The sequence below is a fragment of the Neobacillus sp. NRS-1170 genome (assembly GCF_050468025.1).
The window spans coordinates 47,217-70,761 of record NZ_JBITPF010000071.1; the positions used below are offsets into that span (position 1 = coordinate 47,217).

25 protein-coding genes are annotated in these 23,545 nt (G+C 38.6%); 22 read left to right on the top strand and 3 right to left on the bottom strand.

Translation table 11 applies throughout. The features are described from left to right. Positions 1 to 138: 138 nt before the first annotated feature. Positions 139 to 390, bottom strand: coding sequence for a sigma-G-dependent sporulation-specific acid-soluble spore protein CsgA (locus ACIFOT_RS26020; protein WP_430069882.1), 252 nt, complete (start codon positions 388 to 390; stop codon positions 139 to 141). A gap of 82 nt (positions 391 to 472) precedes the next feature. Next, a complete protein-coding gene (locus tag ACIFOT_RS26025) occupies positions 473 to 1,186 on the bottom strand; it encodes a class I SAM-dependent methyltransferase (protein WP_430069885.1) in 714 nt (237 codons plus the stop codon). Positions 1,187 to 1,432: 246 nt separating this feature from the next. Here ACIFOT_RS26025 and ACIFOT_RS26030 point away from each other — a divergent pair, with 246 nt between their 5' ends. Further along, a complete protein-coding gene (locus ACIFOT_RS26030; RefSeq protein WP_430069888.1) occupies positions 1,433 to 1,990 on the top strand; it encodes a YkoP family protein in 558 nt (185 codons plus the stop codon). Positions 1,991 to 2,085: 95 nt separating this feature from the next. Then, positions 2,086 to 2,355 carry a hypothetical protein gene (locus tag ACIFOT_RS26035; protein ID WP_430069891.1) on the top strand — a complete coding sequence of 90 codons (270 nt, stop codon included), beginning with the start codon at positions 2,086 to 2,088 and terminating at the stop codon, positions 2,353 to 2,355. Between the two features lie 28 nt (positions 2,356 to 2,383). Here ACIFOT_RS26035 and ACIFOT_RS26040 read toward each other — a convergent pair whose 3' ends face one another. After that, positions 2,384 to 3,265: a VanW family protein gene (locus tag ACIFOT_RS26040; protein WP_430069893.1), complete on the bottom strand. Its 882-nt coding sequence runs from the start codon at positions 3,263 to 3,265 to the stop codon at positions 2,384 to 2,386. 250 nt (positions 3,266 to 3,515) lie between these two features. Here ACIFOT_RS26040 and ACIFOT_RS26045 point away from each other — a divergent pair, with 250 nt between their 5' ends. From ACIFOT_RS26045 to ACIFOT_RS26140, 20 genes are all read left to right on the top strand, one after another. Beyond that, positions 3,516 to 4,493 carry an alpha/beta hydrolase gene (locus ACIFOT_RS26045; protein ID WP_430069896.1) on the top strand — a complete coding sequence of 326 codons (978 nt, stop codon included), beginning with the start codon at positions 3,516 to 3,518 and terminating at the stop codon, positions 4,491 to 4,493. 65 nt (positions 4,494 to 4,558) lie between these two features. Continuing rightward, on the top strand, positions 4,559 to 5,671 hold the full coding sequence (locus ACIFOT_RS26050; RefSeq protein ID WP_430069899.1) for a cell wall-binding protein: 1,113 nt from the start codon (positions 4,559 to 4,561) through the stop codon (positions 5,669 to 5,671). Positions 5,672 to 5,825: 154 nt separating this feature from the next. Continuing rightward, complete coding sequence (locus ACIFOT_RS26055) at positions 5,826 to 6,020, top strand: hypothetical protein (RefSeq protein ID WP_289988195.1); 195 nt, start codon at positions 5,826 to 5,828, stop codon at positions 6,018 to 6,020. A gap of 222 nt (positions 6,021 to 6,242) precedes the next feature. Further along, complete coding sequence (locus tag ACIFOT_RS26060; RefSeq protein ID WP_430069902.1) at positions 6,243 to 6,995, top strand: SDR family NAD(P)-dependent oxidoreductase; 753 nt, start codon at positions 6,243 to 6,245, stop codon at positions 6,993 to 6,995. Between the two features lie 38 nt (positions 6,996 to 7,033). Then, positions 7,034 to 8,647 (top strand): long-chain-fatty-acid--CoA ligase, encoded by a 1,614-nt coding sequence (locus ACIFOT_RS26065; protein WP_430069904.1) that lies wholly within the window; start codon positions 7,034 to 7,036, stop codon positions 8,645 to 8,647. Between the two features lie 256 nt (positions 8,648 to 8,903). Next, the gene (locus ACIFOT_RS26070) at positions 8,904 to 9,470 is read left to right on the top strand and encodes a TetR/AcrR family transcriptional regulator (RefSeq protein ID WP_430069907.1); all 567 of its coding nucleotides are present in this window, start codon (positions 8,904 to 8,906) and stop codon (positions 9,468 to 9,470) included. 119 nt (positions 9,471 to 9,589) lie between these two features. After that, entirely contained in the window at positions 9,590 to 10,369 is a 780-nt protein-coding gene (locus ACIFOT_RS26075) for an enoyl-CoA hydratase/isomerase family protein (RefSeq protein WP_430069910.1), read from the top strand. Between the two features lie 55 nt (positions 10,370 to 10,424). Continuing rightward, positions 10,425 to 11,501: a phosphotransferase family protein gene (locus ACIFOT_RS26080; RefSeq protein ID WP_430069912.1), complete on the top strand. Its 1,077-nt coding sequence runs from the start codon at positions 10,425 to 10,427 to the stop codon at positions 11,499 to 11,501. Between the two features lie 12 nt (positions 11,502 to 11,513). Then, positions 11,514 to 12,284, top strand: coding sequence for an SDR family NAD(P)-dependent oxidoreductase (locus ACIFOT_RS26085; RefSeq protein ID WP_430069970.1), 771 nt, complete (start codon positions 11,514 to 11,516; stop codon positions 12,282 to 12,284). A 25-nt stretch (positions 12,285 to 12,309) separates the two neighbouring features. Beyond that, positions 12,310 to 13,089 carry an enoyl-CoA hydratase/isomerase family protein gene (locus ACIFOT_RS26090; protein ID WP_430069915.1) on the top strand — a complete coding sequence of 260 codons (780 nt, stop codon included), beginning with the start codon at positions 12,310 to 12,312 and terminating at the stop codon, positions 13,087 to 13,089. Positions 13,090 to 13,098: 9 nt separating this feature from the next. Next, positions 13,099 to 14,073, top strand: a complete 975-nt coding sequence (locus ACIFOT_RS26095; RefSeq protein ID WP_430069917.1) for a quinone oxidoreductase family protein — start codon at positions 13,099 to 13,101, stop codon at positions 14,071 to 14,073. Positions 14,074 to 14,300: 227 nt separating this feature from the next. After that, entirely contained in the window at positions 14,301 to 15,002 is a 702-nt protein-coding gene (locus ACIFOT_RS26100; RefSeq protein WP_430069920.1) for a winged helix-turn-helix domain-containing protein, read from the top strand. Continuing rightward, positions 14,974 to 16,401 carry an ATP-binding protein gene (locus ACIFOT_RS26105; protein ID WP_430069923.1) on the top strand — a complete coding sequence of 476 codons (1,428 nt, stop codon included), beginning with the start codon at positions 14,974 to 14,976 and terminating at the stop codon, positions 16,399 to 16,401. Before ACIFOT_RS26100 ends, ACIFOT_RS26105 begins: the two co-directional genes overlap by 29 nt. A gap of 142 nt (positions 16,402 to 16,543) precedes the next feature. Then, on the top strand, positions 16,544 to 17,947 hold the full coding sequence (locus ACIFOT_RS26110; RefSeq protein ID WP_430069925.1) for a S1C family serine protease: 1,404 nt from the start codon (positions 16,544 to 16,546) through the stop codon (positions 17,945 to 17,947). A gap of 44 nt (positions 17,948 to 17,991) precedes the next feature. Beyond that, the gene (locus ACIFOT_RS26115; protein WP_430069928.1) at positions 17,992 to 18,405 is read left to right on the top strand and encodes a hypothetical protein; all 414 of its coding nucleotides are present in this window, start codon (positions 17,992 to 17,994) and stop codon (positions 18,403 to 18,405) included. Positions 18,406 to 18,486: 81 nt separating this feature from the next. Continuing rightward, positions 18,487 to 18,621: an RAxF-45 family protein gene (locus ACIFOT_RS26120; RefSeq protein ID WP_430069931.1), complete on the top strand. Its 135-nt coding sequence runs from the start codon at positions 18,487 to 18,489 to the stop codon at positions 18,619 to 18,621. A gap of 150 nt (positions 18,622 to 18,771) precedes the next feature. Further along, complete coding sequence (gene abc-f, locus ACIFOT_RS26125) at positions 18,772 to 20,646, top strand: ribosomal protection-like ABC-F family protein (RefSeq protein ID WP_430069934.1); 1,875 nt, start codon at positions 18,772 to 18,774, stop codon at positions 20,644 to 20,646. 157 nt (positions 20,647 to 20,803) lie between these two features. After that, positions 20,804 to 22,129: a Na+/H+ antiporter NhaC family protein gene (locus ACIFOT_RS26130; RefSeq protein WP_430069937.1), complete on the top strand. Its 1,326-nt coding sequence runs from the start codon at positions 20,804 to 20,806 to the stop codon at positions 22,127 to 22,129. A 283-nt stretch (positions 22,130 to 22,412) separates the two neighbouring features. Beyond that, positions 22,413 to 22,988 carry a YitT family protein gene (locus ACIFOT_RS26135; RefSeq protein WP_430069940.1) on the top strand — a complete coding sequence of 192 codons (576 nt, stop codon included), beginning with the start codon at positions 22,413 to 22,415 and terminating at the stop codon, positions 22,986 to 22,988. A gap of 47 nt (positions 22,989 to 23,035) precedes the next feature. Beyond that, complete coding sequence (locus tag ACIFOT_RS26140; RefSeq protein WP_430069942.1) at positions 23,036 to 23,545, top strand: mismatch-specific DNA-glycosylase; 510 nt, start codon at positions 23,036 to 23,038, stop codon at positions 23,543 to 23,545.

Here is a 23,545-nt window from a genome sequence, read left to right on the forward strand (position 1 = left end):
TAATGTCGTATTATGATGAATAAGGTAGAGTTTAGCATTCGAGATTTGTCGTACTATGCGCTTACCTCGGAAATAAATAGGCGAAAAATGAAATATTTCCTAAAAAGATGGCATAAATCTATGCCATCTTTTTAAGTATCAAAGTAATAGTTCATACACTTCATTTAATTGATATGCTCGTTTTTCGTCCTGTTCTTCTTTTGCATAGTTGATTTCTTTAGGAAGTACGTCATTTAAAAAATTTATTTCTTTTTGGTTTAAATCCCTTACAAATGCTCCTTCTGATGAATAGTGGCCTTCCGAAAGCTTATGATATAATTGTTTACCCAGAGAGTGCTGGTCAGTATAATTTGATAAAATTTCCCTAAGATACCCCAATGTTTTATCCACGTTTGTCACCCATCCTTTCAATAGCTTATTTTTCGTCGAGAATTTTTTTATATACACTAGAACTTGAAAGAATGTGGACTAGTTAATTTTTGGAGCAAGTAATAATCCGATAACTTAATATGTCCTGATATTTAAGTACAATATGACCATGCTGGTTTAGAATTTCAAATAATTCCGGTTCGAAGTTTTTGGAGAAATTAAATTCTGCTCCTTGGTTTCCATTATTCACACTAAATTTTTTTTGTTTTAATTTTATTTTTAGAAAACCAGTACTTTCTAAAAGTCTTTTCCAATCTTCCTCAAGCAATATTGAATCCAAAGCGTAAAAATTTTTAATTTCCATTTCGTCTTGTGGGGATAGTTTTTGGTTTATTGTCATTTCATTTGCAATGAGTCTTCCGCCTTTTTTTAACACCCTATAAAATTCTTTAAGAGCTGCAGGTTTATCAACAAAAGCTAAAACAGATTCACAAATGATAAAATCGAAGGTATGATCCTCAAAGGGAATTTTTTCTATTGAGCCTTGGATTACTTGAATAGGCATCTGCAAGGTCTGAAACCGATTTTTTGCTTTTTCAATCATAATTGGATTGATCTCCAATCCAAATACCTTTGCCTTATACTGCTGATATATATAAGCCGCTGTCTGTCCTGTGCCGCAGCCAGCATCCAAAATGATCGAATCCTTAGTAATCCTTTCGTTTGAAAGGAGATCTGTTGTTAATTGGATTCCTCCAGGATGGGCTCCGCCAACGCCAAACTTGGCCAAGAAATCTAAATATGTTAGGCCTCCCATAGACACCACCTAGTTTTCTTTTTTGCATAATATGTAACTAGGAGGAAAGAGGTTCATTTTAATGGTACTAAGGCTCGATTTAACAATAATAATATTATGTAAACAAAAGCTGTTTATATTTTCTATAATTCCCATTTACCACGGAATTTAGCATTTTCAAATTTTTATCACATATCCTTATATTACCATATTAAAAACCCATATTCATTGTCACCCTATGAATAAGATAGAATGGAGTGTAAGAATATGTATGTCCGTCTTATAATCATTTGGATTTGGAAGTTTTTAGATCCACTATTTTATCAATTTTCCCGTTTACATTACATAAATGATCAATCTGTATTTCGAGTTCGCATTACAAAATACAAAGGGGAAAAATTCGTTCTTTCAGATGGTACAATCATTGCCAAAAATGATTTCCTATTAAAAATTCATTTACATAATGTTCAATTACTAAGTGAATTTTTAAAAATAAAAAATGAACTTTCCCGAGCAAGAAAAATATATACCAGGGTATTAAGATCCATGCCATTGCTGGCAAGTTATTTAATGGAGCATCCTGAGGAAGAGAAGATTAAAGGGATTATTGGAATTACGACTATAAATAAGGGGGTAAAATCGTTAGGCTTTGAATGTTTTTCACCTTCAAGTCGTTGGTATCGGTCCTTTAAAAAATTAGGCCAGCTTCCAATCATGTTTCTTTCTAATTCCTCCTCAAAATCCAATACACTTACCTATTTATTTTTATCTAAGGACATTCTATATAAAAAATATGGGAAAAAACTGCCAGCCATTAACAAATAAGGCTCTGTTTGCTCATCATATTCAAATCAAAAATGCACAAATTAAGCAAATGGAAGGGATATTCTCTTCTATAACATGCTGAAGGAGTGCTGATAATGAAAAGCTTAAGAAACCAGCCTTTTTTCAATTTGTTTATGCCTAAACGGAAGAGCAGGGGGGCCATGTGGGCATCTCTCCTAGGCATAGGCTTAAGTGCTGCAGTATTTGGAGTAACAAGAGGAAAGCGTAAAGATATGGCACTTCCAATCCAAAATGCTGTGAAAAATATGGTTCCAAAATTTAACAACATAAACAGGATGGATACTGCTGCCTTAACGGAGTTCTCTGAAGAATTGTTAGAAAGTGCATTAAATAATAAACGTTAAAGTAAAAAGTCCGCATTTTGCGGACTTTTTAATATGGAGGATTTGGAACTTTTCTGGGGATATATTCTATGCTTTCAGAAGAATAGACCCTTATGATTAACCAGTTGCCAAGCGTTCTTGCCCTAATTAAAACAGGCTGATTGTACTTGTTTTTAAATGCAAAATCTGGTCCATACCAGCTTACTGTAGCATCCCGGCCTGGAGGAATATACGGAACCTTTCGAGTGTGAGAGAATCGTTCAACAATTTGAAGCCCGGCATTATCTACGGCATTAAAAAGAGTGGATGATACTTGGCAGATTCCTCCGCCAATATCCTCTGAAAATTCTCCTCTTACAATTACAGGGGCACGCTGGTAGCCGCGCGCAACTGTCCGTTTACCTACCACTTTGTTGAAGGAAAACGTCTCGCCAGGAAAGACAACATAATTATTAATCGCATCTGCCGCTAACTGAATATTGGTGGTACGGTTGTTATTATGTGGATTGAAGGAAGTAACATAACGGCCGATTCTCATCCTCCCGATGCTTTCAAGTAATTCGCTATCCACCTTTGGATAGAGAGTTGACATGGGTATTTCTAGCCTAGTACGGCTTTGATCAAAAAAATAAGTATAAACTTGTTCGGTAAATGCTTGGCGGTTAATTTGGTACCCAACTTTTTCTGAGTGAATATTACCATGCTGGTCTAAATAGGCATTTTCTGGTGCGATAGAAAATTGCTTATCAAGTTGATTCAAAAACTGGTTATATTTTTTCATATCCACAATCGGTAAATCTATGTATGGATTGGTAAAGTCCAAATGATTAATATGGGAAACAGGCTGACCGTCTTTTGTAATGAGTAAACTAATTGGAGCGTTTACTTGCTGAGCAAACAGCATACCTCCAAATATCCACGATAAAATCATTATCCCTTAACCTCCTCTTTATAATATAAGTCGAAAATTATCATTTCATGTAACCAAATAGATGTGATGGAAATTTTAAAAATTTCCAATTTTTTCTTTACACGTATCAAAAAATGAAATATTATCATTTTCGATGCTTGTTGCTGTATATACAAAAATTATGAAATACAAGCCATCGAAGGATAGAAGAAGAAGAACAATCGCCACAATTATCATTCCAGAACAAAAGAACGAATAGGGGGATTTAAAAATGACAATTAAGGAGAGGGAAGTAACAATACAAAGTGGGGCATCACTAAAGGGAACTTTATGTTTACCGGAAAATACAGAAGAAAAAACCCCTGCGGTGTTAATCATTACGGGGTCAGGAAAATTGGACCGAAATGGTAAAGTAAATAAAAAACTCGATTTGAAGCTTTATCGTCAATTAGCTGAATATTTAAACTCGATTGGGTTTATTAGCCTAAGGTATGATAAGCGAGGTGTGGCCGCTAGTGAAGGGGATTTTTTAAAAACAGGGCTGTGGGATTTAGTTGATGACGCCCAGGCAGCTGTTAAATTTTTAAAAAACCTTCCTGAAGTGGACGCTGAAAAAGTAATCGTATTAGGCCATAGTGAAGGAGCGGCTATCGGCACAGCTTTAGCCCCAAGAGAAGACCTTGGAGGATTAATTTTACTTTCTGGTGCTGTGGAAAGATTGGGTGAAGCGCTAAAGAGACAAAGAGATTTAGCCACGGAGGACATCATCAATGCCAAGGGCTTTCAAGGATATTTACTTCGTTTACTTGGAGCTCATAAAAAAGTGGAAAAACAAGCACATAAGTTTCTAGAAAAAGTTCTAAACTCAAGTGAAGATGTTATGAAGCAAAATTTTGTAAAAATAAATGCGAAATGGATGCGTGAACATCTATCCTATAATGTTCGTAATGATTTGGCAAAGGTTTCTTGCCCGGTTCTTGCAATAACAGGTGCTAGGGATATTCAGGCAAATCCAGAAGTGCTAAAAGATTTACCACTTTATATTAAAGGTGATGCACAATATTATGTCGTTGAAAATATGGGACATTCCTGTAAATATATAACAAAATCCTCCACTATTTTTTCGATTAAAAAAGATCTTCCGATAGAAGCCGAATTGCCAGTTCATCCAGAATTGTTAAAGTTGCTGGAAACGTGGCTATCCGGTCAATTTGCGAGCAATTCAAAAGTAGAAACGGTTATTCATTAATCCTAATAATTTTGTTAGTATTATATAGTAGTAGATTTTTTAGTTAAGATAGGTGGTAACAGAAAGTGAGAATCAGAGTCTTATTGATGTTTATTTGTGCATTTCTTATTATTAACCCCATTTATCCAAAGGCAGATGTTAGTGACGGAACCCATTATACAGGCTGGCAATATGATAATGGAAAATGGTATTTCTTTGGAAGCGATGGTGTCATGCGACATGGGTGGGTAAATGATGAGGGAAAATGGTATTACCTCGATAGCAACGGAGTGATGAAAAAAGGCTGGCTTCTGGATAACGGTAAATGGTATTTTCTTGATGCTAGGGGAGTCATGCAGACCGGCTGGCTCCGTGATTCGGGAAAGTGGTATTTTCTTGCCAATAACGGAGCCATGCAAATGGGCTGGGTGTATGACAATGGAAAGAGGTATTTTCTCGGGAAAACGGGAGCCATGCAGACCGGCTGGCTTTTCCACAATAACCATTGGTACTATTTAAATCCATATGGAGCGATGCAAACAGGGTGGGTTTATGTGGACAGATGGTATTATCTTAATCAAAATGGCACCTGGATTCCCAATACGATTGCCGATCAGTTTACAACGATTTCAGATAACAAGCAACTTATCCTCGTAACCACAACAGGATATAACACGGTTAAAGCAAAAATCCGGACCTTTGAAAAAATAGATAATAAATGGTATGAGAAATTAACCATCGACGGGTACATTGGGAAAGAAGGATTTGCTACCGTAATGAGTGAAGGTGCGAAAAAATCACCAAGAGGAAAATATACGATAGGAACAGCATTCGGCCGATATCAAAACCCGGGGACTAAGCTACCGTACCGGCAAATCACTCCAGATGATGTTTGGGTAGACGATTCCACGTCTTCACTATATAACACTTGGCAAAAAGCTTCTGAAAATCAAGGACGATGGAGCAGTGCTGAGAAAATGGATGTCTCGGCCTATAACTATGGCTTTGTCATTAATTACAATACAGCGGAAAGAATTCCAGGTGCGGGTTCAGCCATCTTTTTTCATGTAGCAAGCAGCTATACACTAGGATGTACTGGGACGGCGCAAGCAAATGTGTTATCGATTTTAAAATGGCTAGATCCTGTAAAGCGTCCAATTATCATCCAATCTCCAGAAAGTGAATTAAACCAATATTAAAAGGTCTATTAAAGAAGAGGGGCTAAAAACTAGCCACTCTCTTTTTTTAGGAAGGATAATGAAAAATTTGTAGAAATGTAGTATAGTATCATCAGATATCATTTAAATAGAACAGTGCTAGCAATATGCTAACAGAAGGATAGGAGTGCTTACCTTGAGCGAAAGCGAAAGAATTCAATTAAATGTAAGAATTTCAAAGGATACCTCTGCAAAGCTGGATGAAATTGTTGAGTATTACCAACAAGGCTTAAAGCTCGGTAGAATTTATAAAGGCGATGTTTTAACGGATATAATTGAAAAATCGTATGAAGTTATGAACAAGCAAAAGAAAGGAATTAAGAGATTTTAGCAGCCAATGGGTCGAGACTTTTTAATGTTTCTCGACCTTTTTTAGTACACTGAGTTGAATATTAACAGTAATTTTATTAGAATATTTAGAAAAGAATTTGAATATTTAAGTTTTGAAGGTATAATTAAATCATAACATACCAACCGGTTAGTACAAAGGTAGGTAGTTTTGAACACGCTTACATATAAATAAGTCATTTTGGAAAGAAAGGTTGGAGAAATTATGAGATTACTAGGAAAAACAGCAATTGTAACCGGTGGAGGGGGCGGAATTGGACGCTCAACCGCAATTCTTTTTGCAAAAGAGGGTGCTAAAGTAGCAGTTGCCGATATCGATTCACAGTTGGGAGAAGAAACGGTAAGCCTGATAAAAGAGGCAGGCGGCGAGGCCATTTTTGTCAAAACGGATGTTTCTGATTCAGGTCAAATTAAAGACCTAATCAATATTACTACAAATGCCTATGGAGGACTCCATATCATGTTCAATAACGCAGGCATTGGCAATTCAGAGGTAAGAAGCGTTGAGATTACGGAAGAAGAGTGGGATAGAGTAGTCGATATAAATTTAAAAGGAGTTTTCTTGGGGATTAAGTATGCTGTTCCGGAGTTAATCAAGGCGGGCGGCGGTGCGATTATTAACACTTCTAGTTTATTAGGGTTAAAAGGTCAAAAATATATGGCCCCGTATAATGCATCAAAAGCAGGAGTTGTGGTACTTACCCAAAATGCGGCTCTGGAGTATGGAAAATACAATATTCGTGTAAACGCCATTGCACCGGGAGTAATCGATACAAAAATCATTGACAACTGGAAGCAGAATGAAAGGAAATGGCCGATTATTTCTAAAGCGAATGCTCTTAGAAGAATCGGGACACCTGATGAAGTGGCGAAAGCGGTTTTATTTTTAGCATCAGATGAAGCATCCTTTGTTACAGGAACAACTCTTTCTGTTGATGGTGGAGGTCTAATCTTTTAAAAAAGATAGACTATTAATAAATTTCTGGAGGAGAAATTATGACACAAGCAAATACATGGCTGGCACAATATCCTGAATCCATTGTAAAAACGATTGAGTTTCCAAACAAAACAGTAAGTCATATTCTTCAAGAAACAGCGGAAAAATACCCAACAAATAATGCTCTATCTTTCTATGGAAAAAAGTTTACTTATCAGCAATTAAACGAACTTGTTCAATCTTTTACTTCTGCTCTTCAACAAAACCATGTTCAAAAGGGCGATCGAGTAGCGATTATGCTGCCTAACTGCCCTCAATATGTTGTTTCTTATTATGGGGCCCTTACTGCTGGGGCAATTGTAACGCAGGTGAATCCAATGTCGGTTGAACGGGAGCTTGAATATATTCTGAAGGATTCAGGTGCGGAAACCATGATTGTTTTAGATGCTCTTTATCCAAGGGCAAAGAATGTTCAAGCCAAAACTAACTTGAAGAATATCATTGTTGTCAGCTTACAGCCTGAAGGGCAGGATTTTGCACCGGATCGGAGCTTTGAAAGCTTTCTGACAGAAGGAAACGGCAATGTCCTCCCCGTTGAATTTGAACCAGAACATGATGTGGCTGTTCTTCAATATACAGGAGGAACCACCGGCAGATCAAAGGGTGCCATGCTAACACATAAAAATATCCTAGCTAATGTCATTCAGTGTTATGAATTTTTTAAACATGAATTTCAAATTGGAAAAGAACGCTGTTTAACAGTAATTCCTCTTTTCCATGTTTTTGGTATGAGTTCGTGTATGAATCTTTCAATTTATACGGCATCTGAATCCATTATGCTTCCTCGTTTTGATTTAGAAGAGGTATTAAATACAATTAAAAACGAACAGCCGACGACTTTTCCGGGTGTACCAACCATGTATGTAGCGATCACAAACCATCCGCGTGCAGAGGAATATGGAATCAGCAGCATTAAAACATGCAACAGCGGAAGTGCACCAATGCCGATTGAACTGATGCGCGAATTTGAAGGCAAAACAGGTGCAAAAATATTGGAAGGATACGGGCTTTCAGAAGCATCTCCAACCACTCACTGTAACCCTCCATTCGCGGACAGAAAACCTGGGAGTGTTGGAATTGGAGTGCCTTCCACCGAATACAAAATTGTAGATTTGGAAACGGGGACGAATGAATTACCAGTCGGAGAACTTGGAGAAGTAATCATCAAAGGCCCGCAAATTATGAAGGGATATTGGAATATGCCTGAAGAAACGGCCAATACTTTAAGGGATGGCTGGCTATATACAGGCGACATCGCTAAGGTTGATGAAGATGGATACCTTTATATCATTGACAGAAAGAAAGATATGATTATTGCGAGCGGTTATAATATTTATCCGCGAGATATTGAAGAGGTACTTTACGAACATCCTGCTGTCCAAGAGGCAGTTGTGATTGGGGTCCCAGACCCATACAGAGGCGAAGATGTAAAGGCTGTCATCGTCCTAAAAGCTGGTAAAAAAGCTACAGATGAGGAAATCAGGCAGTATTGCAAGCAAAACCTGGCAGTCTATAAAGTTCCACGTATTGTAGAATTCCGTGAGCAATTACCTAAAACAGGGGTCGGTAAAATCCTTCGCCGCACCTTAAGGGAAGAAGCTGTAAATAAATAAGATAAAAGTCATTGTTAATCTTTTACTTTTTGATTAGAGCGGAAGGTGCGAAGACTCCTGCGGGAGGCTCCCCGAACCGCTCGCGCCTGGAGCGCAAATCGACAGACAACTTAAACAAAACAATTTAATGCCTACAGATTAATAATCCAAATGAATGTCTTGGAAAAAAACTTATTATTCAAAGATGGATTATAAAGGAGAGATAGAGAATATGGTATAATTTCCAGTAGACATTTAAGATTGCGAGGACATTTAGGTGAAAGAGAAAATAACAGAACAAAGCATCCGATTATTCGAAAAAAAAGGGTTTAGTGAGACATCGATTCAAGATATCGTAGATACTCTTGGGGTGACTAAGGGAACCTTTTACTATTATTTTTCTAGTAAAGAAGAACTATTAATGGATATCCACCTTGGTTATATTGAGGATTTACTGAATCGACAAGAAAAAATCATTCATGATAAATCCAAGACATATAAAGAAAAATTATTTGAAGTTGTATACATGCTCATTTCGGATATTGAGACAAGAGGATTGGCAGCAAAGATATTTTTCAGAGAAATGAAAAATATAAGTGAAGACCGCCGAGCCATCATTATTCCAAAACGAAATGAATTCAGATTAAATATTGAAGAATTAATCAAGTCTGGCATGGAGGCAGAGGAATTTCGCCCCGATCTGAATGCAGCGATACTCGCCTTCGGCATACTCGGGATTACCAACTGGAGTTACCATTGGTTTAATCCAGAGGGAAATTGCTCTGACCGTGAAGTTGCCGAGATTTTTGTCGAAATGATTTTAAAGGGAATTCAAATAAATTAACGAAAAATTGAGAGAGGGTTTTATAAAAGCAATACTCTCTCTTTTTTTAGCTAAGTTAACATACTAACTGGTTAGTATTGATTGAATTTTAAAATTTCAAAGAAGGAGTGAACCTTTTTATGGCTCAATATATTACTGTTGAAAAAGAAAATAACATTGCGATTGTTACATTGAATCGCCCTCCGTTAAATGTGTTAAGTAAACAGGTTTTTCATGAATTGCACCTTGCGTTTCAAGAATTGAAGGATGACTTAGGGGTTGTAGCTGTTTTAGTGACGGGTGCGGGCGATAAGGCATTTGCTGCTGGAGCGGATATTAAGGAATTCCCGCAAATGATGGGCAACCCAAATATGAAACAAAATGTAAGGAACAGTCATATTGCATTGAATTTTATTGATGAATTTCCAAAGCCAACTATTGCCGTATTAAATGGCCTAACTTTTGGCGGAGGCTGTGAGCTGGCGCTAGCATGTGACATCCGAATTGCCGAGGATCATGCGCAAATTGGACTGCCTGAAATCAAACTTGGCTTGTTCCCTGGCGGAGGAGGGACCCAGCGGCTTCCTAGATTAGTTGGAGAAGCGAAAGCAAAGGAATTAATGTTTACTGGCGATCCCATTTCTGCACAGGAAGCCGAAAAAATCGGCCTTGTAAATCGTATTGTCCCAAGCGGTGAAGGATTGACTAGTGCAAAAGAATTGTCGAAGAGAATTTCTAGGCATTCGTTGCAGGCGCTTTCCCGCATAAAAAAATCAGTTGATGAAGGGTTAAACCAGTCCCTGACTGACGGGATCGAACTTGAGGCTGCTCTATTTGCAGAAATTTTCCAAACAGAGGACATAAAAGAGGGAGTACAAGCATTTCTTGAAAAAAGAAAACCTGTTTTCCAGCATCGATAAGCAGAAAAATATGTGCTGATAAGTCTGAATTTTCTAAAATGTAAGGAGGGAAAATATGCCTCAACAAATGAATAAAGATACTATTCCTGTTCGAAAAGGGGAAGAATTGAATCTTCCTGTACTAGAAAAATATTTACACGAGAATATTAAGTCTCTGCCAAAGTCGCCGCTAACGGTTTTGCAATTTTCCGCCGGTCACTCGAACTTGACCTATCAATTAAAAATGGGCGATTGGGAGGCTGTCTTGCGCCGACCTCCACTTGGGCCGGTTGCACCGAAAGCTCATGATATGGAGCGGGAATTTAGAATTCTATCCGAGCTTAACCCCATCTTTTCTGCGGCACCAAAACCGATTCTCTTTTCAGATAATCAGGAAATTGTCGGGAGTACCTTTTTTATCATGGAAAGAAAGAATGGAATTGTTTTAGATACTTCTTTTCCTGATGGTATAAAGGTATCACCAGAACTTTGCAAACAAATTTCTGAAATAATGGTTGATAATCTAGTGAAATTGCATTCTCTTAATTACAAAGAAACAGGACTTACTGAAATTAGTAAGCCTGATGGGTTTATGGAGAGACAGGTGCTTGGCTGGATTGGGCGGTATGAGAGAGCAAAGACAGATGAAATTGAACAGGTTGATTCTTTAAAACTTTGGCTTACGAATCATATCCCCAAACACTCTGAGGCTGCTATTATTCATTATGATTATAAATTGAATAATACGATGCTTAATGAGAATTTCACCGAAATGGTAGGTTTATTTGATTGGGAGATGACGACGGTTGGGGATCCGCTTGCTGATCTTGGGGCGGCGATGAGTTATTGGAATCTTCCAGATGATCCAGAAACCTTGAAAAAGGGAGATGGCAAGAATCCAGTTACCGCCGTTCATGAAGGATTTTTTACCCGAAAAGAATTCATTGAGTTATATGCGAAAAAGAGTGGCAGGGATGTCTCTAATTTGCACTTTTATTTAACGTTTGCCTACTTTAAGCTTGCAGTCATTTGCCAGCAAATCTATTTCCGTTATAAAAAAGGGCAGACAAGTGACAGCCGATTTGCCAATTTAAATAATTACGTCAAAGGTTTAATTCAGCATGCAACCATGGTTGCTAATGAAGAATTGTAGGAGGGCTTGATGATGAGATTTTCACAAACCATTGCACTAATTACAGGTGCAGGAAGCGGGATAGGAAGGGCTGCAGCAATTCGGCTGGCGAGTGAAGGGGCCAAGGTGATCTTAGTCGGCAGAACGAGAAGCAAGCTTGAAGAAACTGCCGCTGAAATTAATCAAAAAAGCCGAATTCCATTGGCGGAGGTATTTACAGCGGACTGTACGGATGCGGAAGATGTCGAGGAATTAGCGGAATATGTCCAGCAGCATTATGGCGACCTTCATGTCCTCGTGAATAACGCTGGAGGATCTCGTCATGGAAATATTTTGGAAATGTCTGAACAGGACTGGGACTGGGTTCAGGGTGTAAACCTTAAAAGCGTATTTCTCGTTTCAAAGACCCTAGGAAAAATAATGGTTGAAGGTGCCAAAAAAGAGGAGCATAACCGCGCCATTGTCAATGTTGCCTCCTTATCGGGACATCAAGCTGGGGCAGAAATTCCTCATTATAGTGCGGCCAAAGCAGGCGTCATTAATTTTACCAGAGCACTCGCATTAGAAATGTCGCAATATGGAATACGTGTAAACTCAGTCTCACCGGGATTTGTTGAGACGCCTCTAACGGTACGTGGTCTGCAAAATGATCGTTTTGTAAAAGCCATTCAAAGAAATACTGCATTAAAAAGAGTAGGCATCCCAGAGGAAATTGCCAATGTCATTGCTTTTGCTGCCTCAAGTGAAGCTTCCTATATGACGGGAACTGATTTGCTTGTAGATGGCGGCTGGCTGATAAAATAAAAAATACTAGAGAGGAAGATAAGATTTGACTAACGAACATTTATTAATTGAAAAATTAGGTCCTGTATTATCATTAACATTAAACCGCCCTGAAAGCTTAAATGCGTTTAGTCCAGAAATGATTTTAGGGTTGAAGGATGCCCTACGTAATGCTCAAAATGATGAAGATGTACAGGTAATTATTTTATCTGGCTCAGGCCGTTCGTTCAGTGCAGGCGGGGATGTTAAAAACATGGGGCAAGCGAAAGGTGTGCAAGTATATGAGCATATCGGTAAACTCAATGAATTGATTTTATTGATGAAAGAAACGGAAAAGCCGATTATTGCTGCAGTTCACGGCTTTGCCGCAGGTGCTGGTTTCAATTTAGCCCTTGCATGTGACCTGATTGTTGCAGCAGATGATAGTAAATTTGCTCTAAGCTTTTCACAAGTAGGTTTGATTTCTGATGGCGGAGGTTCCTATCATTTGCCGCGCTTAATCGGGCCGCATCTCGCTAAACAATTTTTCTTTACAGCAGAGCCTATTCCAGCTGAACGGCTCCATCAATTAGGGGTCATAAATTTTCTATTCCCACTAGAAAAACTTCAGGAGGAAACGACAAAGCTTGCGTTGAAATTAGCAAATGGTGCCGGAAAAGCATTCGGAAAGCAGAAAAAATTAGTCGATCAAGCATTCACTTCCTCATTAGAAGAAATTCTTGAGCAGGAGCGCCTGATTCAAGTGTTAATGGTTGAAACAGAGGACCATAAGGAAGGCATCACGGCCTTTAAAGAAAAGAGAAAACCAGCATTTAAAGGAAAGTAGGAATGTAGGATGAAGGCAGTTCAACTAACAGAATTCGGCGGACCTGAGGTACTTAAATTAATAGATTTGGAAAAACCGGTACCAAAGGGTCATGAAGTATTAATCGAAGTTAAGGCAATTGGAGTTAATTATGCGGATACGGCACGAAGGGAGGGGCAGTATGTCATACCGACTCCACTTCCATTTATTCCAGGTGCAGAAATTGCTGGGGTGGTTGTCGAAGTGGGCGAGAAGGTAACAAAAGTAACACCAGGTACAAGAGTTGTAACCCTAATTGAATCAAATGGGTATGCAGAATTTGCGATAGCAGATGAACGGTCGCTTATTCCACTTCCGGAGCAGTTGGATTTCCGCACTGCGGCCGCCTTGCCTCTTCAGGGCTTAAGTGCCTACCATATTTTAAAAACGATGGGTCGATTAGAAAAAGGAGAAAGTGTCCTCGTTCATGCAGCAGCAGGAGGGGTTGGTACGATTGCTGTACAGCTCGCCAAGCTTTTTGGAGCTGGAAAGGTCATCGCAACAGCCAGTTCAGCTGAAAAATTAGAGCTGGCACGTGAAATGGGTGCGGATGTTCTTATTAATTATACAGAATCGGACTGGGAAAAGCAGGTGCTTGAGGCAACAAACGGAAAAGGGGTAAATGTTGCACTAGAAATGGCTGGCGGGGAGATTTTTCATAAAACCGTAAGATGCCTCGCCACGTTTGGCCGTCTTGTAATTTTCGGGGTAGCCAGCGGTGAACAGCCTAAATTTTATCCTTCTTCTTTAATGGCTAGAAATCAATCGGTCATTGGATTCTTTCTGCCTCAAATTATGAGAAAGCCAGAATTGCTGCAGCCAAGTTTGGTAGAATTATTGTCTTATTTAGGGCAAGGGAAGCTTAAGCTTACAATTGGCGGGGTATTCCCACTTTATGAGGCAGCCAAAGTCCATACTTTGCTGCAATCGAGAAAAACCCAAGGTAAATTGATTTTGGAACCGTAATAACAGGAGTCAATGCAGTAGAACTTTTTGCAGGTGCACCAGCAAAGGTTTTTAATAAAACAAAAGGGCCTGGACAAAAGTCCAGGTTTTTTTGTTTCTGAAAATATTAATAAACTATGAACAAAATATTAATTAGTAAAGAAGAATTGGGCAGAACGTTTGATATGTAAAAAATTTCGATTACACTAGGAGAAAGACCAGTTTTTAGGCAAGGAGATGACGTTATTTTGAAAATATTAGTGATAGAAGATAATAAAAGTGTCTGCTCGATGATTGAAATGTTTTTTGCAAAAGAAGGAATCGATGGAGAATTTGTCAATGACGGAATTGAAGGATATAACCGTTTTAAAAAAAGCACTTGGGATGCCTTGATTGTGGATTGGATGCTGCCTGGTATGGACGGTGTCAGCATTTGCCGCAAAATCAGAGAGGAAAAGTATACCGTTCCGATTATCATGTTAACGGCAAAGGATAGTGAGTCAGATCAAGTACTTGGTCTTGAAATGGGGGCAGATGATTATGTTACCAAACCATTTAGTCCACTTACATTAATGGCGAGAATTAAAGCGGTAACCCGCCGCTTTCAAGCACAAGTGCCAAATGAGCGCCATGATTTCCTGCAGACCGAACATTTTAAGGTGAATAAAACGACAAGAGAGGTCATTATAGATGGCTCACAAATTACAAATCTGACTCCAAAAGAATTCGATTTATTGTATTATTTGGTGGAACATCCCCGCCAAGTATTCTCAAGAGAGCAATTACTTGAAAGAGTTTGGGGCTACCAATTTTATGGTGATGAACGTACCGTCGATGTTCACATTAAACGGTTGCGGAAAAAGGTTGAAACCACCTCGCAGCCATTCTTCCATACTGTTTGGGGAGTAGGTTATAAATTCGATGACTCAATTAAAGCAGACGAAATTTAGGTATTTTTACCAGCAGTTTTTCAGCCATATCAGTATTATCATTGTCGCATTTTTAATATTGAGTATTTTGTTTGCCCACTATGTTGAAAATTTGGTGTATTCGAACAAAGCAGAAGAGCTGAGTTCATACGGTAAGGCGATATTAAAAGATATAAAAGAGAATCCATACGCAACCGACCAGACCATCAATCGATATAGCAGTGTTTTGGCAGCCAGAAAAATGAGCTTTAGTATGTTTGACCAGGATGGCAATTTATATTTGGTGAGTAAAAATGGTCCTACTATAAAAGGCTTATCGAAATCCGAATGGGAAAAAATAAAAAATGGTCAAACAATCATCATTCCGATTGATTATAGAAGATTTGGTCAGGATGGAGTAACATTTGTCGTATTGCCCTATATAGAAAATAAGAAATTTTATGGAGGAATTTTATTAACCTCCCCAATCAGCGGATCAAGTGCTATGATCCATCAAATTAATAAATTTTTATTATATACGATTTTAATTGCATTTGGTGTTTCTTTCTTACAAAGCTGGTTTTTGTCACGAATACATGTTATTCGCATCAAAAGGCTGCGGGAAGCTGCCTCACTTGTGTCTGCTGGACACTATCAGGTTCATGTACATTCTTCTAATTTTGATGAAATTGGAGAATTAGCCAATGATTTTAATCATATGGTGGATAAAATTAATGCTTCCATGGAGGAAATCGAAAGTTTGGAGAACAGGCGACGGCAATTTATGGCCGATGTTTCGCATGAAATGCGTACGCCTCTAACCACCATCAGCGGTGTAGTTGAAGGGTTGAAAAATGATATGATTCCAGAGGAAGATAAAGAGCGGGGCATCAACCTCGTTAGTCAAGAGGCCAAAAGACTGATTCGATTAGTCAATGAAAATTTAGATTATGATAAAATTCGTTCCAATCAAATCCAGTTATTTAGAGAAGACATCCAGCTCCTGGAAGTTCTCGAAATTATTCAAGAGCAATTAGACCTCCAGGCGGAGGAAAAAAAGAATCAAATTGTCGTAGAGGCTGATCCGGATGTGTTTGTCAATGCCGACTATGATCGCTTAATCCAAATTTTAATTAATATTACCAAAAATAGCATCCAATTCACCTCGGATGGTACCATTTGGTTAAAGGGCCGCTACGAGGATGACTCCACGATTATAGAGGTGGAAGACACTGGAATTGGTATTGATCCAAGTGAAGTTGAAAATATTTGGCGCCGGTTTTATAAAGCTGATATTTCCCGGACCAGCAACCCATATGGAGAGTTCGGCCTAGGTCTTTCAATCGTAAAACAGCTGGTCCTACTTCATAATGGTGAAATTAATGTTACAAGTGAAAAAGGAAAAGGAACCAAATTCGTCATACAATTCAAAAATAATTAAAAAAGCCTCGGCAATTGTCGGGCTTTTTTTATTTTTTTCTTATAATTTTCCTAAACTCGTTAAAGTTTGTTAATAATTTCTTAAGATTTGTCGTTTAAAGTGGAATTAAGATAAAGAACAAGCCTAAAGGAGAGGAATTGAAATGGAATTTAAAGATACAAATGAATTCGAAAAAGATCAAACCCATTCATCAACTGAGAATAACAATACCGAATTACCAAATATGGCGGAAGAACGAATCCAATCAGTAGACGCTACCTTCCCTGTTGAGGAGCAAGAGTCAGCAGCATCTGAGAAAAAGGATGAAAATACAGAAATCAAAGAAAATGTAATGGCAGGTCAAACACGTACAGCAGTCCAAACTGATAAAAATAAAAAAAGCTATGTGAAGGGCTTTGCCACTACTATCGCCGCAGGTGTAATCGGATCGGTTTTGACGTTAACTATTCTGCCACATACAGATTATTTAAAAAACTATTATGGTACTGATCAGTACCAAGCTGTTACAGCTTCGAATTCGAACACTCAGGTTAAGGAGGTTTCCGCAAAGCCAACAGTCAAGACAACTGGTTCCATTGCGGATACGGTTGAAAAAGTATCGAAGGCGATCGTTGGAATTGTTAATTATCAGCAGCAACAAAATAATTTCTCCGACAGCCCTAATTCCTCTCAAAGCGTGGAAAGCGGCTCAGGTTCCGGGGTTATTTTTCAAAAAAATAATAATATCGCTTATATCGTAACCAATAACCATGTTGTAGAAGGGGCATCGAAGCTTGAAATTTCCTTATATGATGGTCAGAAGACAACGGCAGAGGTTGTTGGTACGGATGCCTTAACCGATCTTGCCGTCTTAAAAATTGATGCAAAATATGTGACAGCAACGGCTGACTTTGGAGACTCCTCGACACTTCGTCCAGGCGACCAAGTATATGCGATTGGAAATCCGCTGGGGCTTGATTTGTCCAGAACCGTTACACAAGGTATTGTCAGTGCAACCAACCGCAGCATTTCCGTATCGACCTCAGCCGGAAATTGGGATACAAATGTAATCCAGACAGATGCTGCCATCAACCCAGGAAACAGCGGTGGTGCTTTAATTAATCCAAACGGTCAAGTAATAGGAATCAATAGCTTAAAAATTTCTGAGAGCGGGGTGGAAGGATTAGGATTCGCGATTCCAAGTAACGATTTGATCCCAATTGTGAATCAATTAATTAAAAATGGGAAAATTGATCGTCCATACCTTGGTGTCGGATTAGCGGACCTGGATCAGGTTCCACAAATGTATTACCAGAACCTTCCTAATAATGTCAATAAAGGTGTGCTAGTCATGAATATTGACCCGAATTCAGCTGCGGCCCGAGCAGGATTCCAGCCGAAGGATTTAATCGTTTCCATGAATGGAACAGCAATTGCTAATTCCTCCGAATTAAGAAAATATCTATATACGAAAGTAAAGATTGGAGATGAAATTAAATTTGAAGTGTATCGTGATGGAAAACTGCAAACCTTAAAAGTAAAATTATCCTCAAATACAACAGACTGATTTGAGGCAAGTTAACACCAAAGATTTTTTTAAGAGGTGTGACAATGAATCGGGTTGGTAAATATGCAGCCAGTGAACATGCAGACGATATTGAGCTGATGAATATGGTGTTTGAGCTTCCTGAAAAGGATAAAATGCTAATGTGGTCAGAGGGCTATATTGATCTCGTGATTGAGAAATTACCGATTTATGCCCAGGATATTTTGGAGAATCGCAAGGAAAAGTGGGAAGATACCAAGATTTATTATGAAACACAGCTAAAACAAATTTTGAACGATGAGGAATTTAAGAATATAATGAAGGGCGAACGGAAGGAGTTCGCTCTTTTCGTAAAGGAGTGGTATCCTGAATTCCAATCACTGCTTTTTTTAATCTATGATGGGAATATTAAGGATAAGGATTTGCGGAAGTTTGTTTATCGGAGAAGGTTTGGAACTCGTAAAAAGTATCTCCATTAAATCAGAAAATTGGGGCTTGCAAATCATTAAGGGAAAAATTACAATGGAAATAACTTGATTAGAAACGGAGGTGGGGAAGAGATGAAACGTTCAATTTTTGCACGCTTGTTATGGCTTGAAGCCCTTAATATTTATCGTGCAATTTTTCATAAAGCAGTTGTCCAAGGGGGTAGTCTGCCCTTTTTTCGAAACTGCATAGTGAAATTTGAACGATAACACATCTCTTTACCCACAATATATTGGTATAAAGAGGGTGCAGACGCACTCTTTTTATTTGCCTTTTTATCTGCTGCGGGAGGAATAGATGCCCGTGGCTTTTTTATATTTAGATGTGTTCATCGAATTTTTAATTAAAGGAGAATGAACATGATTGTTTGCAGTGTTAACCATATATCGAAATCGTTTGGCGGAAATATGATTTTTAAAGATTTATCCTTTGAGGTACATGAAGGCAGCCGCATAGGCTTAGTAGGCCGCAATGGCAGCGGCAAAACTACTTTATTAAAATTACTCGCCCAACAGGAAACTGTTGATGAGGGAGTTATTCATTGGAAAAAGGGACTCAAAATCGGCTACTTGGCACAAATTCCTGATTTCGAGAACCTGAACGTTAAGGAAGTTTTGAAAACGGCTTTCGAACAATTAACAAAAATGGAAGCGAAGTTAAAACAATTAGAGCTAGAGATGGGGCAGGTAATGGCTCCAGAAAAATTGCAAAGATTAATTGAGCAGTATGGAATGCTTCAGGATGATTTTATTTTAAATGGCGGCTATGAGATGGATGCTCTAATGGACCGTGTGGCGAATGGCTTAAATATTTCGGATTTACTTGTGAAGCCTTTTTCACTTTTAAGCGGCGGTGAGAAAACGAAGGTTGGTCTTGGTCTGAGTTTATTGAAAAATCCAGAATTATTATTACTTGATGAGCCAACCAATTATTTAGACTTGATGGCTATTGAGTGGTTAGGCTCCTTCTTAAAGGATTACAAAGGCACAATTATTCTTATCTCCCATGACAGGTACTTCTTAGATGAAGTAGTCAACAAGGTTTTTGAGATGGAAGATGGAGAAATTGATTTATACCATACGAATTTTAGTAACTATGTCAAAGAAAAAGAAGAACGGCTGTTAAGAGAATTCCAAGAGTACCAAGAGCAGCAGAAGAAAATTAAAAAGATGAAGGAAGCCATAAAGCGGCTGCGGGACTGGGCTAACCGCTCTAATCCTCCAAGCGCTGCACTTCATAAGCGTGCGACTAATATGCAGCGGGCGCTTGATCGCATCGAAAAATTAGAACGTCCGAAAATGGAAGTTAAGAAAATGGGAATTGATTTCGAAGCGAATGACCGGAGTGGAAAAGATGTCATCATCCTCGAGAATGTTTCAAAAAGCTTTGGCAGCCGCAGGCTTTTTGATGAAGTAAACATGCTTGTTCAATACAAGGATCGAACGGCAATTGTCGGTGAAAACGGGACAGGAAAGTCGACAGTTTTAAAAATGATTTTACAAGAATGTGAGGCGGATAATGGTGTTGTTAAGGTAGGTAGTAATGTGAAGATTGGCTATTTATCGCAGCATGTATTTGCTGATATTGGCGATGATCAACTGATTGATGTTTTCCGCTCTGAAGTCAAAGTGAATGAAGGTGAGGCCCGTCATATCTTAGCCAGATTCTTATTCTACGGGCCTGCGGTCTTCCGGAAGGTGAAGCAATTAAGCGGCGGAGAAAGAATGCGCCTTCGTCTTGCACAGCTAATGTACCAAGATATTAACCTTTTGATTTTGGATGAACCGACTAATCATTTGGACATTGATTCCTGTGAGGTTTTGGAGGAAGCGCTTGAACAATTTAACGGCACTATTTTAGCTGTCTCCCATGATCGTTATTTTCTCAACAAACTGTTTAATAAAATTTATTGGCTGCAGAATGGGACTGTTCACTTTTTCGATGGGAACTATGATTGGGCAAAAGAAAAGCTACCTGCCTACGTATGTGATTCAGCCGTTATCCCTGTCCCAGCTCCTCCTTTGAGAAAAATGAAGGAAATTATAAATGAAAAGCCGAAAAATTTGGATGACCTTGAAGAAATGATCGAACAAATCGAAATGAATATCCATTTGTTACAAAAACAAATGGAATCAGAAAGTGATCTTTCTTTACTGCAAAGAATTTATTCTGAATTAGAAATGCTAGAAATTGAGCGTGAACAGCTCTATCAGCAGCTGGATGAAGTTGTATAACATCAGCAGACTGGTAAAGAATGTGCAAGTGTATATACAATCTTTGGTCGAGCCGTATTTAAAAGCGGCTCTTTTTTTGTTATGGAAAATAGGCTTCTCTAAATAAGAAGTTTTCCGTATAATTGTGTAGGGTTTTCTTTTTAAAGGTGGTTTTGAAATGGTTTCTAATTTTTCTATCTTCCAAGTTCTTTTTCTGCTAATCACGACGATATTAGGAGTGGTCTGTTCAATCATTTACCATCAGCCGCTTGTTATTGGTTTTATGCCAGGTTTTCTTGTTTTGGTATATTTAGCAATCCAAAAAGGCATGTCAATAAAGCAGACACTAAAAATTAGTTCTAACGGAGTTTACAAAACCAGAATTGTCATCATCATTCTCTTCCTTGTTAGTTTTTTACTTCCGTCCTGGTATTTATCGGGAACGATTGGTCAAATGGTAAAAGTGGCCCTTAACTTTATTAATCCACAGCATTTTTTGGTTCTCTCATTTCTTGTTGCTCTCGTCTTTTCGATGCTTCTTGGGACAACTGTTGGAACCTTAAGTGCCATTGGAGTTCCGATATTGGGTACAGCGATGGTTTTGCACTTACCAATAGAAGTTGTGGCGGGAGCATTAGTCTCAGGTGCTTTTGTAGGGGATCGGACTTCGCCGTTTTCTAGTGCCCATCAACTTCTATCCCACACCGTTGAACTGACTGTTAAAAAGCAATGGAAGTCTATGCTTTTGTCAACGATAATCGCTGTCCTCGGTTCCTTTTGTTTTTATGCTTTCTTCGATTTACAAAGTTATGGGGATGGAAAAATTAATCCGGCGCATTTCGACTGGAATCAGCTTTCTTGGATTAAGTTTACCCCACCATTGGTGTTAATCATATTGGTTCTTTTTCGAATAAGTATAATTTATGCATTTATATCTAGTATTCTATCGGCAGCCGTTATTGCTTTAGCAGAGGGAACTCATTTTTCCAAATTAGTAAATGCCTTTTGGCATGGCATTGATGGCCTTGGCGGCGGTTTAATTCATATGTACGAATTGCTGCTGTTTCTCGCTTTGGCAGGTGCTTATAATGGCTTGTTAGAGGAATTGAATGTCATACAGCCTTATTTAGATAAATGGCTGAAATCCTCAAGGTCCTTAATAGGCGATACTGTAAAAACACTGATCGCAACACTGATTATCACATTCGTTGCGGCTAATCAAACACTCCCTATCATTTTAACTGGGAGGTCCTTTTTACCTCATTGGTCTTCTAAATACGGAAATGAAGAATTAGCAAGGGTAATGGGGGATTCGACGATGCTCTTTCCGGGTATGGTTCCATGGAGTGTATTAGCTATTATGTGCAGCACAATTGTCGGGATTCCGTTACTTGGTTATTTACCGTATGCGATTTTTTTATGGATTCTGCCTATATTAACGATTCTTCTTTCGATTGTAAAGCAATATCGTAAATCGAAGGAAAAGCGGATTGTTGCTGCTTAAAACGGAGTCTCTATGGGGCTCTGATTTTTTTTGCTTGATCTGTTAAACTTGGTTGTTGATTTGCGCTCCAGGTACTTCGCGCACCTTAAGGCGTGCCGGGGAGCCTCCTCGGCGCTTATGCGCCTGTGGGGTCTCCCCAGCCCCGTACTCCCGCAGGAGTCTTCGTGCCTTCCGCTCCAATCAACAGTGTTAATAAATCAGCAGCGGACATTAATCCTTCCGAATGAAGTCTCATTTTTAAACATATAAGTGGTATTAAAGAAATGGGACAAGGGATGGTTGGATGTTAAAAAAAATAGTAATTCTAGGCTTTGGGAGCACCATGATCGGAATAGGGGTAAACGGATTTATTCTTCCTTTTCATTTGATAAATGGCGGCTTTTTTGGCATAAGTCTCTTGGCCAATTATTTGTGGGGGTTAAAAGTTGGCCTCACATTTATATTCTTAAATATTCCCGTTTACATCTATGCCTTTAAATATGAACCTGATTATTTTGTGAACGGTTTAGCGGGGGCATTGGTATCTGGATTTATGCTTGATTTTCTAATACCATTAAATGGAAGAATTCACTTGCCTATTTTAAGCAGTATTATTATTGGAGCGGTTGTTATTGGTTTTGGTGTTGGCTTTATGCTGCGAAATCATATTAGCCCCGGCGGGATGGATTTGCTTGCGCTTTTAATGGCAAAAAAGACTAAAGTGAATGTTGGGGTAATTTGTTTAGCAATAGATGCAGTTATTATAACAACTGGATTATTACTTCTTAAAGATGCCAGGCTTCTTTACTCACTTGGAATTGTTTCGATTATTGGGTTATTTGCTTGTGTCATTACGACGGTCCGTAAAGTAGAGAAATAAACGAATTTTTTGATAAAATGAGATTATCTACCATCAAGGAGAATGAAATGAACCCAATAAGCGATCATCTAAAAGAAAATTTAAAGATTTTATTTGTCGGTTTTAATCCAAGTATTCGTTCAAGTGATCTCGGTCACCATTATGCCAATCCCAATAATCGTTTTTGGAAAATTATTTATGAAGCAGGTTTAACCCCTCGGAAATATGAGGCTGCCGAAGATTATACACTTTTAGAATTAGGTTACGGATTCACGAATATTGTTCAAAGACCGACAAAGGCCGCGGATGAAATAAAGAAGGAAGAATACATGGAGGGTAGAGAAATCTTAAAACTGAAGATTGCTAAATTTAAGCCGAAAATAGTTTGTTTTGTTGGGAAAGGCGTTTATCAGGAGTATAGTGGACGTAAAGCGGCCCCCTGGGGGGTTCAAGAAGAAGCTGTTGTGCCAGGGACGATTGATTTTGTAGCACCGTCTTCAAGTGGATTAGTAAGAATGCGGCTTGAAGAAATCGTTGAGATATATAAAATCCTATCTGAATTAAACATCGACGGTTAA

Bases quoted from the DNA above. Each gene is read 5' to 3' on its own strand.
- ACIFOT_RS26035 (WP_430069891.1), top strand. From the start codon at position 2,086: ATGAAAAGCTTAAGAAACCAGCCTTTTTTCAATTTGTTTATGCCTAAA.
- ACIFOT_RS26105 (WP_430069923.1), top strand. From the start codon at position 14,974: ATGACTCAATTAAAGCAGACGAAATTTAGGTATTTTTACCAGCAGTTT.
- ACIFOT_RS26045 (WP_430069896.1), top strand. From the start codon at position 3,516: ATGACAATTAAGGAGAGGGAAGTAACAATACAAAGTGGGGCATCACTA.
- ACIFOT_RS26130 (WP_430069937.1), top strand. From the start codon at position 20,804: ATGGTTTCTAATTTTTCTATCTTCCAAGTTCTTTTTCTGCTAATCACG.
- ACIFOT_RS26030 (WP_430069888.1), top strand. From the start codon at position 1,433: ATGTATGTCCGTCTTATAATCATTTGGATTTGGAAGTTTTTAGATCCA.
- ACIFOT_RS26095 (WP_430069917.1), top strand. From the start codon at position 13,099: ATGAAGGCAGTTCAACTAACAGAATTCGGCGGACCTGAGGTACTTAAA.
- ACIFOT_RS26135 (WP_430069940.1), top strand. From the start codon at position 22,413: ATGTTAAAAAAAATAGTAATTCTAGGCTTTGGGAGCACCATGATCGGA.
- ACIFOT_RS26120 (WP_430069931.1), top strand. From the start codon at position 18,487: ATGAAACGTTCAATTTTTGCACGCTTGTTATGGCTTGAAGCCCTTAAT.
- abc-f (WP_430069934.1), top strand. From the start codon at position 18,772: ATGATTGTTTGCAGTGTTAACCATATATCGAAATCGTTTGGCGGAAAT.
- ACIFOT_RS26140 (WP_430069942.1), top strand. From the start codon at position 23,036: ATGAACCCAATAAGCGATCATCTAAAAGAAAATTTAAAGATTTTATTT.
- ACIFOT_RS26080 (WP_430069912.1), top strand. From the start codon at position 10,425: ATGCCTCAACAAATGAATAAAGATACTATTCCTGTTCGAAAAGGGGAA.
- ACIFOT_RS26025 (WP_430069885.1), bottom strand. From the start codon at position 1,186: ATGGGAGGCCTAACATATTTAGATTTCTTGGCCAAGTTTGGCGTTGGC.
- ACIFOT_RS26085 (WP_430069970.1), top strand. From the start codon at position 11,514: ATGAGATTTTCACAAACCATTGCACTAATTACAGGTGCAGGAAGCGGG.
- ACIFOT_RS26060 (WP_430069902.1), top strand. From the start codon at position 6,243: ATGAGATTACTAGGAAAAACAGCAATTGTAACCGGTGGAGGGGGCGGA.
- ACIFOT_RS26115 (WP_430069928.1), top strand. From the start codon at position 17,992: ATGAATCGGGTTGGTAAATATGCAGCCAGTGAACATGCAGACGATATT.
- ACIFOT_RS26110 (WP_430069925.1), top strand. From the start codon at position 16,544: ATGGAATTTAAAGATACAAATGAATTCGAAAAAGATCAAACCCATTCA.
- ACIFOT_RS26040 (WP_430069893.1), bottom strand. From the start codon at position 3,265: ATGATTTTATCGTGGATATTTGGAGGTATGCTGTTTGCTCAGCAAGTA.
- ACIFOT_RS26065 (WP_430069904.1), top strand. From the start codon at position 7,034: ATGACACAAGCAAATACATGGCTGGCACAATATCCTGAATCCATTGTA.
- ACIFOT_RS26075 (WP_430069910.1), top strand. From the start codon at position 9,590: ATGGCTCAATATATTACTGTTGAAAAAGAAAATAACATTGCGATTGTT.